Source organism: Sporosarcina sp. NCCP-2331 (assembly GCF_023707945.1).
In the GTDB taxonomy this organism is placed as follows: Bacteria; Bacillota; Bacilli; order Bacillales_A; family Planococcaceae; genus Sporosarcina; species Sporosarcina cascadiensis.
Genome location: NZ_BRCD01000008.1, coordinates 80,822 through 97,867, shown reverse-complemented (window position 1 = coordinate 97,867; position 17,046 = coordinate 80,822). Strand labels below are relative to the sequence as shown.

Sequence of the window (17,046 nt, the reverse complement as noted above, 5' to 3'; positions counted from 1 at the left end):
GCAGAATAAACTTGATTTTTAGTGAGGGGAAATATGGGCACTGACGTTTATTCACCGAGACATGGAGAAACCGTTTGGCATATAAAGAAACTTTTGCATGGATCTAAGGACTCGCCTTTGAAGGACAAAGGGGTAACCAGGCAAAACAAGTGGCCCTCAATCTATCCGGTGTGCCATTGGACGCTATATATTCCAGTACGAGCGATGGGGCAGTGACCATCGCTAAAATAATTAAGGGGACAGATCCGTAGAAGTTGTGAAAGTCGATACGATGAGAGAATTTCCCTTTGGAATCTTCAGTAATTTTTTGCGTTTCATTATATAAGAATCAAGTAAGAACGGAGATCATGCCATGACCATTTATATTTGTTCTGTATGCAATCAAGTATATCCAATTGAAGAAACCCGCTGGAAGTGTGAGTGCGGCGGGATTTTGGACCTGTTGAAACCGGAAATGGATCCGGGAAGTTTTCATTGGACCGATCATCCATCGATTTGGCGCTATGCCTCTTCAATGGGCGCAGTTGAAGAGCTGACAGCCTGGCCTTCCGTTACTCTTGGCGAAGGACAGACGCCTTTGCTTGTATTTGATGAAGAAGAGCCGGATACATATGTGAAAATGGAATATATGATGCCGACGCTTTCATTCAAAGACCGGGGTGCTGCAGTATTGGTCACTTTGGCGAAACAGCTGGGTGTCAGGAAGATGATCGCGGACAGCAGCGGGAATGCGGGGACGGCGATCGCTGCGTATGCGGCACGGGCCGGGATTGCCTGTGATGTCTATGTGAGTGCACATACTTCTCCTAAGAAACTGGCGCAGATTAAAGCGCACGGCGCGGAAGTCAGAGCCATTGAAGGCACGAGGGAAGAAGTGGCCGCGGCGGCGCAGTCAGCTGTTTTGGAAGAGCAGGTTTTTTATGCGAGTCATGTGTATAATCCGTATTTTTATGAAGGGACGAAAACATACGCCTTCGAGATTTTCGAGCAGCTGCAGAAAGCGCCGGATACCGTACTGGTTCCTGTTGGGAACGGAACATTGGTGCTCGGTGTGTACTACGGTTTCAAAGAACTTTTGGAAACCAATAAAATTGGCCGGATGCCGAAGATCGTAGCCATCCAGGCTGAAAGATGCGCACCGCTTGCGAAAGCATTTGCCAATCAGGAACCGATCGCAAAGCCGGTTGTAAATGAAGGGACTTTGGCAGAGGGAATCGCCATCGCAGCGCCGGCAAGATCGAAACAGGTGCTGGAAGCGATCCGCGAAACCGGGGGAATGATTCTAACGGTCGGCGAAGAAGCGATACTGGAAGCCCGCGATACTCTTGCGAAGAGAGGGTTTTATGTAGAAGTTACTTCAGCTATTAATTATGCAGGGTATATGGGGTATGCGAAGGCAAAAGATGAAGTGGTCGTCATTCCTTTGTGCGGCGCGGGGGTTAAGTCGGATTAGAAATCGTTATTTCTGAAATGTGAATTTTATCAAACGTGAATAATTAATTATGTGTTGGTCTAATGCTATAATGAAAACAACTAGTATAAGGTGGTGCTCAGATTGAGTGTAGATCGTGAAGAGCTGAAACAGTTAATTGACCTTATTAATGAAGAGGACGCAGCTGAGGTATATGATTTTATAGGTTATTTGAACATGAAACGTGAAAAAGAAGTGATTGAAAATCTTGATGTGGAAAGAATCGCTCAAGACCCGGAACTGATCCGTCAAATTGAAGGAAGTCAGAAAGACCGTTTAAATGGACGGGTTTTTAATCGGGAACAGGGTCTAAAATATTTACGGGATAAGAAAGCATAAGAGAGAAGATGCTTATTGGAAAAAAAGCAAGTAGTTATTGAGAGATGTTTTCTGAAAGCGGGAAGCCCATAAGATTCATTCCATACAAACGGTGTCCATGCTTGATGGAATACAGGATATGTCTAAAGACGGGAAATACTATATTGCGTTTGAAGAGGATTTTTTACAAACAAGTTCGGAGGAGCTAACTGGCTTTTAGGCGGTGATATTGTGTTTTTGTCACAGTATAAATTAGCTGCAATGTTTGTATGGAAAACTGAATATACGATATACAGCAATGATAATACGAAAACAGGGGTGAATGAAATGGCGATGCGCAAAGAAGATTTAGTTAAACTAGTAGAGTCGTTAAGTACTGAAGATCAAAAAGCGGCCATGGACTTTATTGAGTTTCTGTATGAAAGATCTAAAAAACAAAGTCCTGTATTCTGGCGGAAGATAGATCAAGAAGAATTCGATAATGACGCGCTGACAGAAGAGGAGATTGAGCAGCTGAATATTGGAGGTGACTATATTTCAGGGGAGGAAGCGGCACATGGATACGGTTTACAAGTTGATTTACCATAAGCCTGCAGTTAAGTTCATTGCCAAATTGGATATGGCCGCCCAAGAAAGAATTGCAGCTGGATTAAAAGGACTTTTGGCTGCGCCTCCTGCAGGTGACATTAAGCGATTAAAGGGAAATGATGGTCTGTATAGGTTGAGAGTAGGCAGCTTTCGTATCATCTTTATGATTGATCATCATGAACATGTTATTTTTATCCAAGCAGTAGGAAATCGTGGAGATATCTATAAATAATCCCCTGTGTGCTGAGTTTCTGTTTACGTATAACGGGCAAATAAACACGTTCATGAAACTGAACGTGTTTATTTGCCGTGTGGTCAGGCTGCCAAAGCCTCTAACCGCGCCGAAAAGCCCATGAACGTCCCCAAAACATTCCACACCGCAATCAATCCGCCTCCGCCCATACGGAAAAAGTCCTGTTTTCTGCCGCAATCAGACAGCGGTACAGGCGCCCCTCTCGTAATCTGCTAAAATAAGAGAAAAACGTATACAGACAGGTGAGGACATATGACAGAGCGTATTTTGATCGTAGAAGATGAAGAGAGCATTGCGCGTGTATTGCAGCTGGAGCTGGAATTTGAGAAGTATGAGACGGGGGTTGCGCATACCGGGACGGACGGATTGATTCTGTTCCGGGAAGAGAAATGGGATTTGGTGCTGCTGGATCTCATGCTGCCCGGGCTGAACGGGCTCGATGTGCTGCGCAGGATTCGTTCCCATGACGAGCATACGCCTGTCCTTTTATTGACGGCAAAGAATGATGTCGAGGATAAGGTGAAAGGACTGGATCTCGGGGCGAATGATTATATTACGAAGCCTTTTGAAATCGAGGAGCTGCTGGCGAGAATCCGTACGGCGCTGCGCATTGCGGGGCATGAGCCCGGGGAAGCTGCGGATCCGGATTTGCTGGTGTTGGGCGATTTGTCGTTGCATCAGCTGTCGCGTGAAGTGCACCGGGGAGAGCAGTCGGTCGAACTGACGCCGCGGGAATTTGATTTGCTGCAGCATCTGCTGAAACATCCGAATCAAGTCCTGTCGCGTGAGCAGCTGCTGGACGCGGTGTGGGGTTATGATTATTTTGGAGATACGAATGTAGTCGATGTCTATATTCGCTATGTGCGCAAGAAGATCGACGGCGGTGAGGCATCGCTGATCCATACGGTGCGCGGCGTCGGCTATGTGCTGAAGGAGCCGGTGCATGAAGCTTAAGACGAAGATCCATCTGTTTTCGACGGTGCTGATGCTGTTCATCCTGGCGCTCAGCAATAGCGGGATTTATGTGATCTTTAAGCAGCTGGCCTATACGACCGAATATCAGCAGCTGATCCATCGTTCGAAGGAGCTGACGGAAGGCCTGAGCCGCGTGCATGATGAAGAGGAAGTCAGCGATGTGCTGCGGACGTACATCAATCCGGAAAGTATGCTGCGGGTAACGGATGAAGAAGGGGATGAAATCAAGACGCTGGTTTCGACGAAAGAGCTCGAGAATTATGAGCTGTCGTTTGATGAGGATGACTATTCGATCGGCCAGGTCAATGGCGCGGCAGTGATGATGACGAAAGTGCCGGTGATCTGGCTGGACGGGGACGTCGCCTATATCGAGATTGCCCAGATTTTGCGGGACTCGAGCCGCAGCCTTCATTTGCTGAAATTCATCCTGCTCGGGGTGACGCTGCTGGCGATGATCCCGATTACGCTGTCGAGCATGACGCTCGGTAAAGTGGTGACGCAGCCGATCTTTAAGCTGATTGCGACGATGCGCGCGAGCAGGAAATCGGGAAAATATGAGAAACTGGCGGCATTGGACGGCAAAGACGAGCTGGCGGAAATGAGCCAGACATTCAACGAAATGATGGAGCAGCTCGAGCAGAACTATCAAAAGCAAGAGAAGTTCGTGTCGAATGCTTCCCATGAGCTGAAGACGCCGCTGACCATTATGGAAGGATATGGGCGCTTGCTGAAACGGCAGGGCTTCGACAACAAGCAGGTGGCGGACGAAGCACTGACGGCGATCCTCAATGAAACGGCGCGGATGAAAGAGCTGATCGAGCAGATGCTGCAGATGGCGAAAAGTAAGGATCCGCTGGCCTTCACGTTTGCGCAGGCGGATGTGACGCAGATTATTAAAGAGACGGTGGAGCCGCTGCGTGTCGCTTCCGGACGGACCATTACGTTTGCGGATCCGGGCAGGCTGCCGGTTTCAACGGATGAAAAGCGGCTGAAGCAGCTGCTGTTCATTTTATTGGATAATGCGAGAAAATACAGTGACGGGGAAATTCAGGTGCGTGCCTGGCAGGAAGAGCGGGCGGTCGTGATGGAAGTGCAGGATCATGGGGAAGGAATTGACGCACAGCATCTGCCTCATCTATTTGACCGATTTTATCGGGTGCAGGAAGACCGTGCCCGTAAAACAGGCGGTACCGGACTTGGTCTTGCAATTGCGAAAGATCTGGCGGACGGAATCCGGGCGGAACTGCAGGTGGAAAGTGTGCGCGGAGACGGGACGACTATGCGGATCACGCTGCCTCGCTGATTCTCAGGGAAATCTAATGATGGCGGGATATAATGGAAGGAAATGAGGTGACGGATGATGAGTTGGTGGAAGAAGCCGTGGATGCTGCCGCTTTTATTGGCGGTGGTCATTGTGATGGGAAGCAACTGGTATATCAAGCAGATCATGCATCAGGACGCTGTGCCGAAAGAGGAAGTGAAGTCGCGTCTGGAGTCGATGTATCAGGGGTCGGTCGAGCAGCTGACAGAAGGGGCTGACGGCTATGAGGCGGAGATACGCAGAAACGGCGCGTTATACAGTGCGACGGTCGACCATAAGACGGGCAAGGTATTGGCGCTGACTTTATTGAGTGAAGCGGAGCCCGAAGTGGCAGTGAAACCTGAACCAGAACCTGAAGCGGAAAAGGCCGAGCCTGCTGGTGATGTTGCACCTGTGGAGAAACCTGCCGCGGTGCCATTGCCGAAAGCGGAAGAACAGCCGAAACCTGCGCCTGCGCCTGAACCTGCACTAAAGCCTGCAGAAAAACCGGTTGCGAAGCCACAGCCAAAACCAGCGCCGGCACCAAAACAGTCCGTGCTGCTGACATCGCAGCAAGCTGCAAATATTGCACTGAGGCAGTTGAACGCCAAGGTTCCTGTGGAAGTGGATGATATTGATTTCGTTGAGACACAGCAGGGCGGCTATTATTTAGTGGAGCTGGAGCTGGATACAGACGCGGATGCGGATGAAGTGGTTTATCAAATCCATGCGATTTCAGGCAAGGTCATGTCAGTGGAGTGGGATGACTAGGAATGGGAAATTCCTCCTTTACTGAGAATCTCTCATCATTTTCTAATGAAGCCCTTACTCTTTTCTCAGAAACCCGGGGTACAGTGGGGGTAGAGAAGAAAGGAGGAGAATTCGATGAATAAATGGATGGTGTTTCCAGCCTTGGCAGGCATCTTGACAATCGGCGGCGTGGCGGCTGCAACAAGCAGTCCTTCAGCTGAACCGGTGGAAGAGCCCGTATTGAGTCACGAAGAAGTGAGCGGAATCGCACAGCAGCACGCCTCTGGCGAAGTCACGGAAGTGGAGCTGGACCGCGAGCAAGGCCGGGTAGTCTACGACATCGAACTTTCAGATTCAACCATCCAGACAGACATGGAGGTAGATGCGCAGACAGGCGATGTACTGAAGATCGAGAAAGAAGCGGCGGAAGTGGAACCTGAAAAGGGAATCCGGCAACCGGCAAGTTTTGATCAACCGGCAGAGCTGGCTGCGTCAACCAACCATACGCTGACCGTCGTTTCTTCATCTGACGAACAGCCTGCCCGGTCCTTGCTGACGAAAAAAGAAGCGATCGAAATTGCCAGACAGCATGCAGTCGGCAAATTGACCGATGTGGACATTGAGAAGGAAAAAGAAGACGGTAAAATTTTTTATGAGATTGAACTGGAAGATGAGTTTTTCGAGTACGAAATCTTGATGGATGCCGAAACAGGCACCATCATTTCATTTGAACAAGACTGAAACCACCCACAAACTATCAGTCAGCGGTAAAAGCATACAAACACACACATAAAACACAGAAGGCTGCCCGGGGAATGAATTCTTTGGGCAGCCTTTTTGTTGCGCACAGTATCTGGGGCGGCTGAAGCTCATAAACACCCGGCAAGTGATCATTGCGCCTGTGCGGGTGATCATACTTCTCGGTCGCGCGCTCATAGACAGCCGCTCCATGATCATACACTCCTTTTGAGTGATCATATTACGGTGTTTCATTCTGAAAGACAGCATTCTAACTCGAAAAATGAAAAAATAACTTCATTTCTGCTACACTGAAACTAAAAAGAGGTGGAGTGCATGAAGATACTCATAGCGCCCGACGCGTTCAAGGGCAGTCTGACGGCGAATGAAGCGGCGACTGCGATGCGGGCGGGTGTGGAGCGGGCCATGCCGGAGGCAGAGACGATATGCCTGCCTGTTGCAGATGGCGGGGAAGGGACGATGGCTGCGCTCGTATCAGCAACAGATGGAAATGTTAAGACATTGACAGTGAACGATCCGCTGGGACGGCAAACCGAAGCGCAGCTCGGAATTCTCGGCGACGGAGAAACTACGGTCATTGAACTCGCGCAGGCCTCCGGTTTGCTGTTGCTGGCACCCGACGAACTCAATCCGATGCACGCTTCTACATATGGTACGGGCCAATTAATTCGGCAGGCGCTCGACGATGGGTACCGTAAATTGATCATCGGCCTCGGCGGCAGCGCGACGAACGACGGAGGTACCGGTTTACTCGAAGCGCTAGGTGTGAAATTCTCCGATGCAGACGGAAATTTGCTGCAAATGAAAGGTTCGGCACTTCGGCAGATTGCAGGCATCGACTGCTCGCAGCTGGACGGACGTTTGAAAACGGCGGACATTCGGATTGCTTCCGATGTACAAAATCCTTTTGTCGGTGAAAACGGCGCTTCCTCTATCTTCGGCCCGCAAAAAGGGGCTGATGAACAGATGGTCAAAGCGCTGGACGACGGATTGCATCATTTTGCCGATCTGACGGAACAGCAGACAGGCATGCGTCTTCACGATTATCCGGGAGCAGGAGCGGCGGGCGGCAGTGCGGGTGCTTTGCTTGCTTACTGCGGAGCACATTTGGAAAGCGGCATTGAAGTCGTGCTGGAAATGGCCGGCTTTGCGCAGCATTTGACTTCTGCAGATTTCATTCTGACGGGGGAAGGCAGGACAGATCTGCAGACGCTGCAGGGGAAGGCGCTGATGGGCATAGCGAAAACCGCGAAAGCGAATGAAGTGCCGGTAGCCGTCATATCGGGTTCGATTGAGGAGCAGGCGCGGCCGTTTCTGAAGCAGTGGTTTTCCGTTCTGTGCGCTTTGGATGAGAGCGGATATCCTGCAGCAGAGCTGATGACAGACGCGGCAAATCATCTCGCCGCGACGACCGCGGAATTGATGCAGAATTTACCTGCTGCTTTTCAGTAGTATAATGCTATTAAAATATAGTATAGTACAGGAACCTTGTTCAGTTTCCGGCAAGGTTTCTTTGTCTTGCCGTGCGTAGACAGGCAGCGGGTAGGGTATAGAGATAACAGGAGGTGGTCGAATGTTTGAAAACGCTTTAAACTGGCTGGTCGGGCCGGCGAATAACTTTATTTGGACGTATATATTAATTGGACTCTTATTGGCGGCAGGTGTGTATTTTACGATTCGCACAAAGTTTGTACAGGTTCGCCTGTTTAAAGAGATGTTTCGCTTAATAGTTGAAAAGAAAGACAGCAATGACGGTGTGTCTCCGTTCCAGGCATTTACGATCAGTGCGGCTTCACGTGTCGGAACCGGCAACGTGGCAGGGGTGGCTCTGGCAATCGGAATCGGCGGGCCGGGCGCGGTATTCTGGATGTGGATCATCGCAATTATCGGCATGGCGACTGCATTCATAGAGAGTACGCTTGCGCAAGTCTATAAAGTGAAAGACGGCGATACGTTCCGCGGAGGACCAGCGTATTATATACAAAAGGCGCTCGGTTATCGGAAACTCGGTATTGTCTTTGCGGTTTTGTTAACCATTTGTTTTGGATTCATTTTTAATGCGGTGCAGTCGAATACGATCAGCCAGTCCTTTATGGATGTTTTTGGGATTCCTGACTGGACTGTCGGAATCGGATTGATCCTGCTGACTGCAGTCATCGTGTTCGGCGGCGTGCAGCGGATCGTGAAAGTAACGCAGACAATTGTTCCCGTCATGGCAACGTTTTATATTATTGTGGCATTATTCATTGTCATCATGAACATTACGCAGGTTCCGGCGATGATCATGCTCATTATCGAGCACGCTTTCGGCATCAAGGAAATGGTCGGAGGCGGCATCGGTGCGGCGATCATGCAAGGAGTGCGCCGCGGTTTATTCTCCAATGAAGCCGGGATGGGTAGTGTGCCGAACGCAGCAGCAACGGCAAATGTATCACATCCGGCAAAGCAGGGACTCGTTCAGAGTCTCGGCGTGTTCTTCGATACGATCATCATCTGTTCTGCAACGGCATTCATCATTTTGCTGGGCGGGCTGTATGAATCGGGCGAAACGAACGGAATCTTGCTGACGCAGGCTTCCATGGCGGTGCACGTAGGCGCATGGGCTCCTTATTTCATTGCCGTTGCGATCATGTTCTTCGCGTTCAGTTCGATTATTGGAAACTACTACTATGGCGAAACGAACATCGAATTCATCAATGCGAATAAAGGCTGGAAATACGCATATCAGATTTTGGTTCTCGGGATGGTGTTTTTTGGAGCAGTTGCGAAGGTGCAGGTGGTTTGGGACATGGCAGATCTGTTCATGGGGCTCATGGCAATCATCAACCTCGTCGTCATTGTCCTGCTCGGTAAAGTTGCCTTCCAGGTGCTCGATGATTTTACCGTACAGAGAAAGGCAGGGAAAAACCCTGTATTTAAGGCTTCCACCATACCGGGACTAACAGGTGCGGAGTGCTGGGAAGATACACCTGAAAAACCGGAAGAACGATTGCGGCCATAAAAATCCGTATCGATATCCATATGCCATACAGCACAGAAAACATCGGTGATTTTATTTTCCGTCAAGGCATATAAAGTTTGATTTTGATAAAATATTTCCCTGTAAAATGAAAGGATCTTAGTTCAGAAGGTACATTCTGGGCTGAGATTCTTTTTATGCTTTACAAGTTTAACCACTACATGTTAGGGTATTACTTGTACATAAGACACTATATATAGTATTTTCGATGAATCGGTACCATCAACGGTTTAAAAGGGAATCCGCTTAAAAACGGAGCTGCCCCCGCAACTGAGGGCATGGACGACTGTCTGGATTATACCCACTGCATTCTTGCGGGAAGGGAGACAGGAGGACGATGTGCCAGCCAGGAGACCTGCCATTCATTCCGCAATACATTCTTCGGGGAGGAAGAATGGAAGCATCAGGCAAGTATTACTTCTGCCGCCAAACTTCCATTGATCTACTAATGACTCCCGGATTACTGGGAGTCTTTTTACTTACATAACAAACACAAAGGGAGCGAATGTAATGGCTATAATTCATGAAACGGCAGGTCTTAATCTATTGCTGGAAAATCTTGAGCAGGAATTCGGCAAGAAGCAAATCGAGGCGCTGACGGAAGCGAGCGAGCGTTATCAGGAACGTCATCCGGACAGTTCCGCTTCGGACTGGACAAGCGCGATGGTGCTCGAATCATTGAGCAGAATCGACGAAGCGAACGCATACTGGACTTTCGTTGCCGCACGCATTTATTTGTACGATGTGTATGCGAAGCAGAAAGCGCTGCGCGGTGCGGACGTCTATACCGACTTTGCGAAAAATGTAGAAAAACTGGTTGCACAGGGCCTTTATACTCCAATTCTTACTGAGAAGTACAGCCATGATGAACTGCAGGAGATCGGTCGTTTGCTGGAGCCTTCACGCGACCTGTTATTTACGTATATCGGATTAAAAACGCTGGTGGACCGCTATGTGACAGTGAATTTCTCCAAGCAGCCGGTCGAGCTGCCTCAGGAACGCTGGCTGATCATTGCGATGACGCTGATGCAGGATGAAACGGAAGACCGCATCCACAAGATCGGCGAAGCCTACTGGGCGATGAGCAATCTTTATATGACGGTGGCGACGCCGACGCTCTCCAACGCAGGCAAGATGCACGGCCAGCTGTCGAGCTGCTTCATTGATACAGTGGATGATTCCTTGCAGGGCATCTACAACAGCAACACCGATATCGCGAACCTGTCGAAATTCGGCGGCGGCATCGGCGTCTATATGGGCAAAGTGCGTTCACGCGGCGCATCCATCCGCGGATTTGAAGGCGCTTCGAGCGGTGTGCTTCCGTGGATCAAGCAGCTGAACAATACGGCAGTTTCTGTCGATCAGCTCGGTCAGCGGCAGGGCGCGGTGGCAGTGTATCTGGATGTATGGCATCAGGATATCTTCACGTTCCTGGATCTGAAGCTCAACAACGGCGATGACCGTCTGCGCGCGCATGACATCTTCACAGGTGTCTGCCTGCCGGATCTGTTCATGGAAAAAGTCGAGTCACGCGAAGACTGGCATCTGTTCGATCCGCATGAAGTCCGTACGAAGATGGGCTTTTCATTGGAAGACTTCTATGATGAAGAAAAAGGCAATGGCTCATTCCGCCAGAAGTACGAGGAATGTGTGGCGAATGAAGACCTGTCACGCGAGACGGTATCAGCGATCGAAATCATGAAACGGGTCCTGCGCAGCCAGCTGGAAACGGGCACGCCGTTCATGTTCTACCGCGATGAAGTAAACCGCATGAACCCGAATAAACATGAAGGAATCATTTACTCGAGTAATTTGTGTACAGAAATATTACAAAATATGTCAGCGAGCACACACGAATCAGTTACCCTTGAAGACGATTTAGTCGTCACACGCACGAAGCCGGGCGATTTCGTGGTCTGTAATCTGTCATCGATCAACCTGGGGAAAGCAGTGGTTGCAGACGTATTGGACCGCTTGATTACGATTCAGGTCCGCATGCTCGACAATGTCATCGATCAGAACCAGATCCCTGTCGTGCAGGCGCAGCGGACGAACGCAAGATACCGCGGCATCGGACTCGGCACATTCGGCTGGCATCATTTATTGGCGCTCAAGGGCATCCAGTGGGAATCGGATGAAGCCGTTGACTATGCAGATAAATTGTATGAAAATATCGCGTATCTGACAATCAAAGCGTCAATGGAACTGTCGAAGGAAAAAGGCGCGTATCCATTATTCGACGGCTCCGACTGGCAGACAGGCGAGTATTTCGAACAGCGTGAATACGATTCGAATAAATGGCGCGAGCTGCGCATGGATGTGGCGATCAACGGCATGCGCAATGGCTATCTGATGGCAGTCGCGCCGAACAGTTCGACATCGGTCATCGCGGGCTCCACTGCATCAATCGATCCAGTGTTCAAGCCGTTCTACCATGAGGAGAAAAAGGATTATAAACTGCCGGTTATCGCACCGGATCTCGACCACAACACGTATGATGTCTATCGCCGTTCCGCGTACATCGTTGATCAGCGCTGGTCCATCAAGCAGAACGCTGCACGTCAGCACCATATCGACCAGTCAATTTCATTCAACATCTATGTACCGAACTCCATCCGTGCATCCGTCCTGCTCGATCTGCATATGCAGGCCTGGCAGTCCGGCATGAAAACGACGTACTATATGCGTTCCACAGCTTCTGAAATCGAGGAGTGCGAGTGGTGTCATTCCTGATTGCGTACGCTTCTTGGAGCGGCAATACGGAGGAAGTGGCGGAATTGATTGAAGAGAACCTGACCCGCGAAGGCATCCAAGTCGATATACACCGCATCGGAATCGGCGTTCTTCCGGATGTGAATGAATACGATGCCTTCTGTATCGGTTCATTCACCTGGGAAAAGGGCGCCACGCCGGATGAAGTGAAAGATTTCGTCGCGGACATCGGCTTCAAACCGGAGCCGGTCTACGTGTTCGGCACAGGGGACACGCAATTCGGCGGAGATGAATTGTTTTGCCATGCGGCTGAAAAACTGGCGCGCTTTTATCATTCACCTTTTGAACCGTTGAAAATCGAACAAAGCCCGCGCGGCACACAAGAACAACTCGTAACGAACTGGACGAAAGGAGTGCTCGACCATTGGCGACACTTACAAGAGTAAAAGTACTGAACCCGGCAAATCCAAATAAAGCGACAGCTATTTTCGGCGGGGAAGCAAGCGGAATCCTGAACTGGAACGATCTCGCACATCCTCACTTCTACACATTGCGCCAGCGAATCCGTTCGCTGTTCTGGACAGCGAATGAAGTGGATATGACACAGGACGTCAAACAGTTTTCACGTCTGTCACAGGCGGAACAGTCCGCCTTCCTGAAAATCATCGGCCTGCTTGCGACACTCGACGGCCCGCAGACCGTAATTGCAATGAAGATCGCAGACTTCACGACGGATCCGTCTGTCAAGTCTATTCTGGCAACGATTGCTGATCAGGAGAGCGAGCATAATCACAGTTACGCATACGTTTTGTCATCCGTCACGAATCTCGACAAGCAGATGGCTTCATTCGAAATGGGACGCACAGATGAGGTATTAATGAAGCGGAATGAACGGATCGTGGAAGTGTACAATGAATTTGCCGAGAACCCGACAATCGAGACAGTGTTGAAAGCAATGGTCTACACGACGCTGCTCGAAGGCCTGTTCTTCTACAGCGGATTCGCATTCTTCTATAACTTGGCGCGCCATCAGAAAATGGTCGGCACGTCGACGATGATTTCCTATATCAACCGCGACGAACTGCAACACGGCAAGGCAATCAGCGACATCTTCCGCGCAGCACTGGCTGAAAACCCGGAATACAATACCGACGAATTCACGGACTGGATTTATGATCAGTTCCGCCATTCCGTCGAACAGGAAGTCATCTGGAGCCGCTATGTGCTGGGCGAAATTGACGGACTGGACCTCGATGAGATGGAAGGCTATATCAAATACCGCGCAAACAAAATGCTGCGCATGCTCGGCCTGAGCGAGATTTATCCGGAGTTCACGGACAATCCGATGAAATGGATCCGCGCATATGTCGATAACTTCGACGATACGAAGACCGATTTCTTCGAGCAGACGAGCCGGCAATATGTGAAAACTAGTGATTTGAATGGGTTTGATGATTTGTAAGCTATGGGAAGTGAACGTGGCTTTAAAGGTAACGGGTAGAAAATATTGAATAGCATAACAAGCAGGGACACGAATCGATTCTGGATTGGTGTCCAACTTTCTTGCTTCGCTTCTTTCATTTGTCTAATAGCATTCATTCCGGCTAATGTAGTCTCAATTGAAAAACTTTTACCTTCTTTAATATATTGGCGAACAGATCGAATAACTTCTTAACCAGCCGATATTCTTTTCTTTTCAGGGTTGGCAGGATCCATCCTTCTCGCAATAGCATCTGGATCTATGTTGATATCTAAGCCGATTTTGTCGATAATGAGGCTGCGTAATGTACTTTTACCGCTGCCATTGTTACCGGCAAACACGTATAGCGAGGGTTTATTTGACTCATTAAGATTCACCATTCTTCTTCAATGGAACTACTTTTCCGTTAGGGTATTCTTTACATAACACGCCGTCTTTTTCATAAATGATATATGTGTCGTTTGCCTTGGCATCAATTCTTGCGCGCTCGCCTGTCATTTTAACCCACTTGTCGAGCCAACCATACTTTCTCTTTTGATTGGGATTAAGACCATCTTTCATTTGGCTCACCACCTTTATTTTCATCATATCATACTAGAGAAGAGCTGCACGGTAAAGGAATTACAGTGGAGGTAGTATCAGTAATTCACCGACAATCCGATGAAGTGGATTCGTGCGTATGTCGATAACTTCGACGACACGAAGACGGACTTCTTCGAGCAGACGAGCTAGCACCGGTGGAATGATTCAGAGAACTGAAGTCTATCACAGCATACTATCACAGCATAAGAAAAGAACAACTTCTGATTGAAAGACATCAGAGGGTGTTCTTTTTCTATGTCTATTACGACGAAAATGTTAGCTATCATTATCAAGATGCTGAGTGGAATGATGTTGGAAATGATCATCATTTTGGATAGAGGAGAAGAGACGTGCGGGATGACAGCTAAATATGCATAGGAAGGTCCGCGCTCATTGAATACGCACCAGCGCTCATGCCATACCCGCAAGTGATCATTGAAGGCCGCGGGGTGATCATTGCCGACCCGGCGGTGCTCATACACGGTATGCGAGTGATCATACCAACCCTGCCAGCGCTCATAGCCCCGCCGCGCAGCCGCCAACATCCTAATCAAAACAAAAAAACGAGCGGAAATTAATCCGCTCGCCCATTCACCCAACTTATTTCTGTGCTTCTGCCGCTTTATGCATTGTCTTGTTCTTCGCAAGATTTACGTGCCAGCTAAGTGCTTCTTCCAAGATGTGTGGAGTTTGTCCGCCAACTTGTTCTTTCGCACGGTTGTAGTAATCACGCAGCTCATCCTTGAAATCAGGGTGTGCACAGTGCTCGATCAATGCTTCTGCTTTTTGTCGTGGAGCCAGGCCGCGAAGATCCGCATAACCTTGTTCCGTAACAATCACGTCTACGTCATGCTCTGTGTGGTCTACGTGTGAACAGAAAGGTACGATCGATGAAACATCTCCACCTTTTGCGTACGACTTCGTTACGAAGATCGCAATACGCGCGTTACGTGCGAAGTCACCGGAACCGCCGATACCGTTCATCATGCGTGTACCGCTGACATGTGTAGAGTTCACGTTTCCGTAGATGTCCAGCTCAAGTGCTGTGTTGAATGAAATGATGCCCAGACGTCGGATCACTTCCGGATGGTTAGAGATTTCCTGTGGACGGAATACTAACTTATCACGGTATTTACCGATATCTTCTTTCAGGCTGTCCAGACGTTTCTTGGAAAGAGTCAAAGAAGTAGCGGAAGCGAATTTCACTACGCCGTCGTCGATCAAGTCGAAGATTGCGTCTTGAAGTACTTCGGAATATACTTCGATGTCTTTGAACTCAGAAGTTCTCATGCCGTCAAGTACTGCGTTTGCTACAGAACCAACACCTGATTGAAGAGGCATCAATGTTTCGTCCATGCGGCCCTTCTTGATTTCGTCACGGAAGAAGTCGAGTAAATTGTTAGCAATTTCCTGTGTCTCTTCATCCGGAGGAACGATTGGGGATGGAATATCCATCTTCTCTGTAATAACGATTCCGCGTACTTTTGCAGGATCTACTTTGATTCCCGGAGTACCGATCTTATCCGTCACGCTATAGACAGGAATCTCTTTTCTATCGCCTTGGTATTCAGGAATATAAATATCATGAAGTCCTTCATATTCAGCAGGTACGTTAACATTTAATTCAATGATGACATTCTTTGCTTCCTGTACGAAAATCGGTGAGTTACCTACAGAACCAGTCGGAATAATCTGGCCGTCTTCCGTAATTGCAGCTGCTTCAATAATTGCATAATCAATCGGTCCGATCACGCCTTGGCGCACCCATTCAGACGTATGGGAAAGGTGTTGGTCAATATAGAAAGATTCGCCGGTATTGATCTTGCCGCGCATCACCGGGTTGCCCTGGTAAGGAATACGCATGTTGATCAAGTTTTCTCCAGCCATCAGCTCATCTACGTTCGGTCCGAGAGAAGCACCTGTGAAAACGTTTACTTTGAACTTTTCGTTTTTACCTCTTTCAGCTAATGCCAATGGAACCGCTTTCGCATCTCCTGACAAAGTAAAGCCACTCATACCTAAAGACATGCCATCCTCGATCCAAGATGCTGCTTCTTCAGCTGTAACAATTTTGTCTTTCAGTGCTTCACAACGAAGAACTTTGTTTAATTCGTTTGACACGGTATCATCCACCTAACCTTTCATTTTAACTATAATTCTAACACCTATCTAAATAAAATCAACATAATATTATGAGAAGTATAGTGAAATTGTCAGAATGTGAGATTTTTCTCTTGAAGCCGGTGCTGGATGTGTATTTCATGCTGTTTTTTTGCAGAGTGTGAATATAGTTGCCGTGGTCTTCGTTTCTTGACTTGGCGGGAAGTTTAATTGAATTATGTGTTTGCAGTTTAAACTCGCTTCGGCGCTGGGGGATTGCCTTACGCTATGAGCCTACTGGCGAAGAGCATGCCAGCAGTCTCACAGCCACGGCCGACCCCGCAGATGCGCCTTCGCTAGTGTGGAGAAGGTATATCATGCTGCTTTTTCGCAGAAGCAGATTTAGTTGGTGTACGTTCCAGTTTTTCGACTTTGCAAATGCACTGATCACAAGAATCTTAGCCTTTGCAGAATAATAAGTAGTGCATGAAATACCTCACCTATCGTAATAGTCTCAAATAATATGCTCATACTTCCACTCACATAAAAATTATTGAAAAACCAGCCTAGTGTACCGGAGTGGAAGGCGGCGACTCTGGGAGGATTAGCCCGACAGGTGAGACGACTTGCGACCAAGTCGGCTCACCGCGGGCCCTCCAGAACGCGTCCGCCTGGAACACAGGGAAACGGCCTCCCTCCACTTACCCGCACTTTCACACGTAAACAAACTAAATGAAGC

General features: G+C 48.8%; 17 protein-coding genes and 1 riboswitch. Of the genes, 15 read left to right on the top strand and 2 right to left on the bottom strand.

Annotated elements, in window-relative coordinates; genetic code table 11:
* The first annotated feature begins 33 nt into the window (after positions 1-33).
* The 14 genes from NCCP2331_RS06575 (at position 34) to NCCP2331_RS06510 (ending at position 13,607) form a co-directional block, all read left to right on the top strand.
* The gene (locus NCCP2331_RS06575; RefSeq protein WP_251669456.1) at positions 34-216 is read left to right on the top strand and encodes a histidine phosphatase family protein; all 183 of its coding nucleotides are present in this window, start codon (positions 34-36) and stop codon (positions 214-216) included.
* A gap of 136 nt (positions 217-352) precedes the next feature.
* Complete coding sequence (locus NCCP2331_RS06570; RefSeq protein WP_251669454.1) at positions 353-1,453, top strand: threonine synthase; 1,101 nt, start codon at positions 353-355, stop codon at positions 1,451-1,453.
* A gap of 102 nt (positions 1,454-1,555) precedes the next feature.
* Positions 1,556-1,810 (top strand): hypothetical protein, encoded by a 255-nt coding sequence (locus tag NCCP2331_RS06565; protein WP_251669451.1) that lies wholly within the window; start codon positions 1,556-1,558, stop codon positions 1,808-1,810.
* Positions 1,811-2,020: 210 nt separating this feature from the next.
* Positions 2,021-2,377, top strand: coding sequence for a hypothetical protein (locus NCCP2331_RS06560; protein WP_251669450.1), 357 nt, complete (start codon positions 2,021-2,023; stop codon positions 2,375-2,377).
* The gene (locus tag NCCP2331_RS06555; protein ID WP_251669447.1) at positions 2,346-2,609 is read left to right on the top strand and encodes a type II toxin-antitoxin system RelE family toxin; all 264 of its coding nucleotides are present in this window, start codon (positions 2,346-2,348) and stop codon (positions 2,607-2,609) included. Before NCCP2331_RS06560 ends, NCCP2331_RS06555 begins: the two co-directional genes overlap by 32 nt.
* A 273-nt stretch (positions 2,610-2,882) precedes the next feature.
* Positions 2,883-3,584, top strand: a complete 702-nt coding sequence (locus NCCP2331_RS06550; protein ID WP_153720697.1) for a response regulator transcription factor — start codon at positions 2,883-2,885, stop codon at positions 3,582-3,584.
* Positions 3,574-4,908 (top strand): sensor histidine kinase, encoded by a 1,335-nt coding sequence (locus tag NCCP2331_RS06545; protein WP_251669445.1) that lies wholly within the window; start codon positions 3,574-3,576, stop codon positions 4,906-4,908. Before NCCP2331_RS06550 ends, NCCP2331_RS06545 begins: the two co-directional genes overlap by 11 nt.
* A 54-nt stretch (positions 4,909-4,962) precedes the next feature.
* Positions 4,963-5,676: a PepSY domain-containing protein gene (locus NCCP2331_RS06540; protein ID WP_251669443.1), complete on the top strand. Its 714-nt coding sequence runs from the start codon at positions 4,963-4,965 to the stop codon at positions 5,674-5,676.
* 114 nt (positions 5,677-5,790) lie between these two features.
* Positions 5,791-6,396, top strand: a complete 606-nt coding sequence (locus NCCP2331_RS06535) for a PepSY domain-containing protein (RefSeq protein WP_251669441.1) — start codon at positions 5,791-5,793, stop codon at positions 6,394-6,396.
* 333 nt (positions 6,397-6,729) lie between these two features.
* Positions 6,730-7,866 (top strand): glycerate kinase, encoded by a 1,137-nt coding sequence (locus tag NCCP2331_RS06530; protein ID WP_251669438.1) that lies wholly within the window; start codon positions 6,730-6,732, stop codon positions 7,864-7,866.
* A 121-nt stretch (positions 7,867-7,987) separates the two neighbouring features.
* Positions 7,988-9,415, top strand: coding sequence for an alanine/glycine:cation symporter family protein (locus NCCP2331_RS06525; protein ID WP_251669436.1), 1,428 nt, complete (start codon positions 7,988-7,990; stop codon positions 9,413-9,415).
* Between the two features lie 215 nt (positions 9,416-9,630).
* A riboswitch (cobalamin riboswitch) is annotated at positions 9,631-9,810 on the top strand.
* A gap of 133 nt (positions 9,811-9,943) precedes the next feature.
* Positions 9,944-12,166 carry a ribonucleoside-diphosphate reductase subunit alpha gene (locus tag NCCP2331_RS06520; protein ID WP_251669434.1) on the top strand — a complete coding sequence of 741 codons (2,223 nt, stop codon included), beginning with the start codon at positions 9,944-9,946 and terminating at the stop codon, positions 12,164-12,166.
* The gene (locus tag NCCP2331_RS06515; RefSeq protein WP_251669433.1) at positions 12,154-12,591 is read left to right on the top strand and encodes a flavodoxin; all 438 of its coding nucleotides are present in this window, start codon (positions 12,154-12,156) and stop codon (positions 12,589-12,591) included. Before NCCP2331_RS06520 ends, NCCP2331_RS06515 begins: the two co-directional genes overlap by 13 nt.
* Complete coding sequence (locus NCCP2331_RS06510; protein WP_251669431.1) at positions 12,570-13,607, top strand: ribonucleotide-diphosphate reductase subunit beta; 1,038 nt, start codon at positions 12,570-12,572, stop codon at positions 13,605-13,607. The genes NCCP2331_RS06515 and NCCP2331_RS06510 overlap by 22 nt, the downstream gene beginning before the upstream one ends.
* A gap of 384 nt (positions 13,608-13,991) precedes the next feature.
* Here the strand turns inward: NCCP2331_RS06510 and NCCP2331_RS06500 are convergent, their stop codons facing one another.
* Entirely contained in the window at positions 13,992-14,186 is a 195-nt protein-coding gene (locus NCCP2331_RS06500) for a hypothetical protein (RefSeq protein WP_251669427.1), read from the bottom strand.
* Positions 14,187-14,462: 276 nt separating this feature from the next.
* Here NCCP2331_RS06500 and NCCP2331_RS18395 point away from each other — a divergent pair, with 276 nt between their 5' ends.
* Entirely contained in the window at positions 14,463-14,585 is a 123-nt protein-coding gene (locus NCCP2331_RS18395) for a hypothetical protein (protein WP_255425124.1), read from the top strand.
* 222 nt (positions 14,586-14,807) lie between these two features.
* On the opposite strand, the gene scpC is transcribed toward NCCP2331_RS18395, so the two are convergent.
* Entirely contained in the window at positions 14,808-16,328 is a 1,521-nt protein-coding gene (scpC, locus tag NCCP2331_RS06495; protein ID WP_153720707.1) for a succinyl-CoA:acetate CoA-transferase ScpC, read from the bottom strand.
* Between the last annotated feature and the right edge of the window lie 718 nt (positions 16,329-17,046).

Coding starts and splice junctions, on each gene's coding strand:
- NCCP2331_RS06575 (WP_251669456.1), top strand. CDS start 34: ATGGGCACTGACGTTTATTCACCGAGACATGGAGAAACCGTTTGGCAT.
- NCCP2331_RS06570 (WP_251669454.1), top strand. CDS start 353: ATGACCATTTATATTTGTTCTGTATGCAATCAAGTATATCCAATTGAA.
- NCCP2331_RS06555 (WP_251669447.1), top strand. CDS start 2,346: ATGGATACGGTTTACAAGTTGATTTACCATAAGCCTGCAGTTAAGTTC.
- NCCP2331_RS06550 (WP_153720697.1), top strand. CDS start 2,883: ATGACAGAGCGTATTTTGATCGTAGAAGATGAAGAGAGCATTGCGCGT.
- NCCP2331_RS06545 (WP_251669445.1), top strand. CDS start 3,574: ATGAAGCTTAAGACGAAGATCCATCTGTTTTCGACGGTGCTGATGCTG.
- NCCP2331_RS06540 (WP_251669443.1), top strand. CDS start 4,963: ATGATGAGTTGGTGGAAGAAGCCGTGGATGCTGCCGCTTTTATTGGCG.
- NCCP2331_RS06535 (WP_251669441.1), top strand. CDS start 5,791: ATGAATAAATGGATGGTGTTTCCAGCCTTGGCAGGCATCTTGACAATC.
- NCCP2331_RS06530 (WP_251669438.1), top strand. CDS start 6,730: ATGAAGATACTCATAGCGCCCGACGCGTTCAAGGGCAGTCTGACGGCG.
- NCCP2331_RS06525 (WP_251669436.1), top strand. CDS start 7,988: ATGTTTGAAAACGCTTTAAACTGGCTGGTCGGGCCGGCGAATAACTTT.
- NCCP2331_RS06520 (WP_251669434.1), top strand. CDS start 9,944: ATGGCTATAATTCATGAAACGGCAGGTCTTAATCTATTGCTGGAAAAT.
- NCCP2331_RS06500 (WP_251669427.1), bottom strand. CDS start 14,186: ATGAAAGATGGTCTTAATCCCAATCAAAAGAGAAAGTATGGTTGGCTC.
- NCCP2331_RS18395 (WP_255425124.1), top strand. CDS start 14,463: ATGTCTATTACGACGAAAATGTTAGCTATCATTATCAAGATGCTGAGT.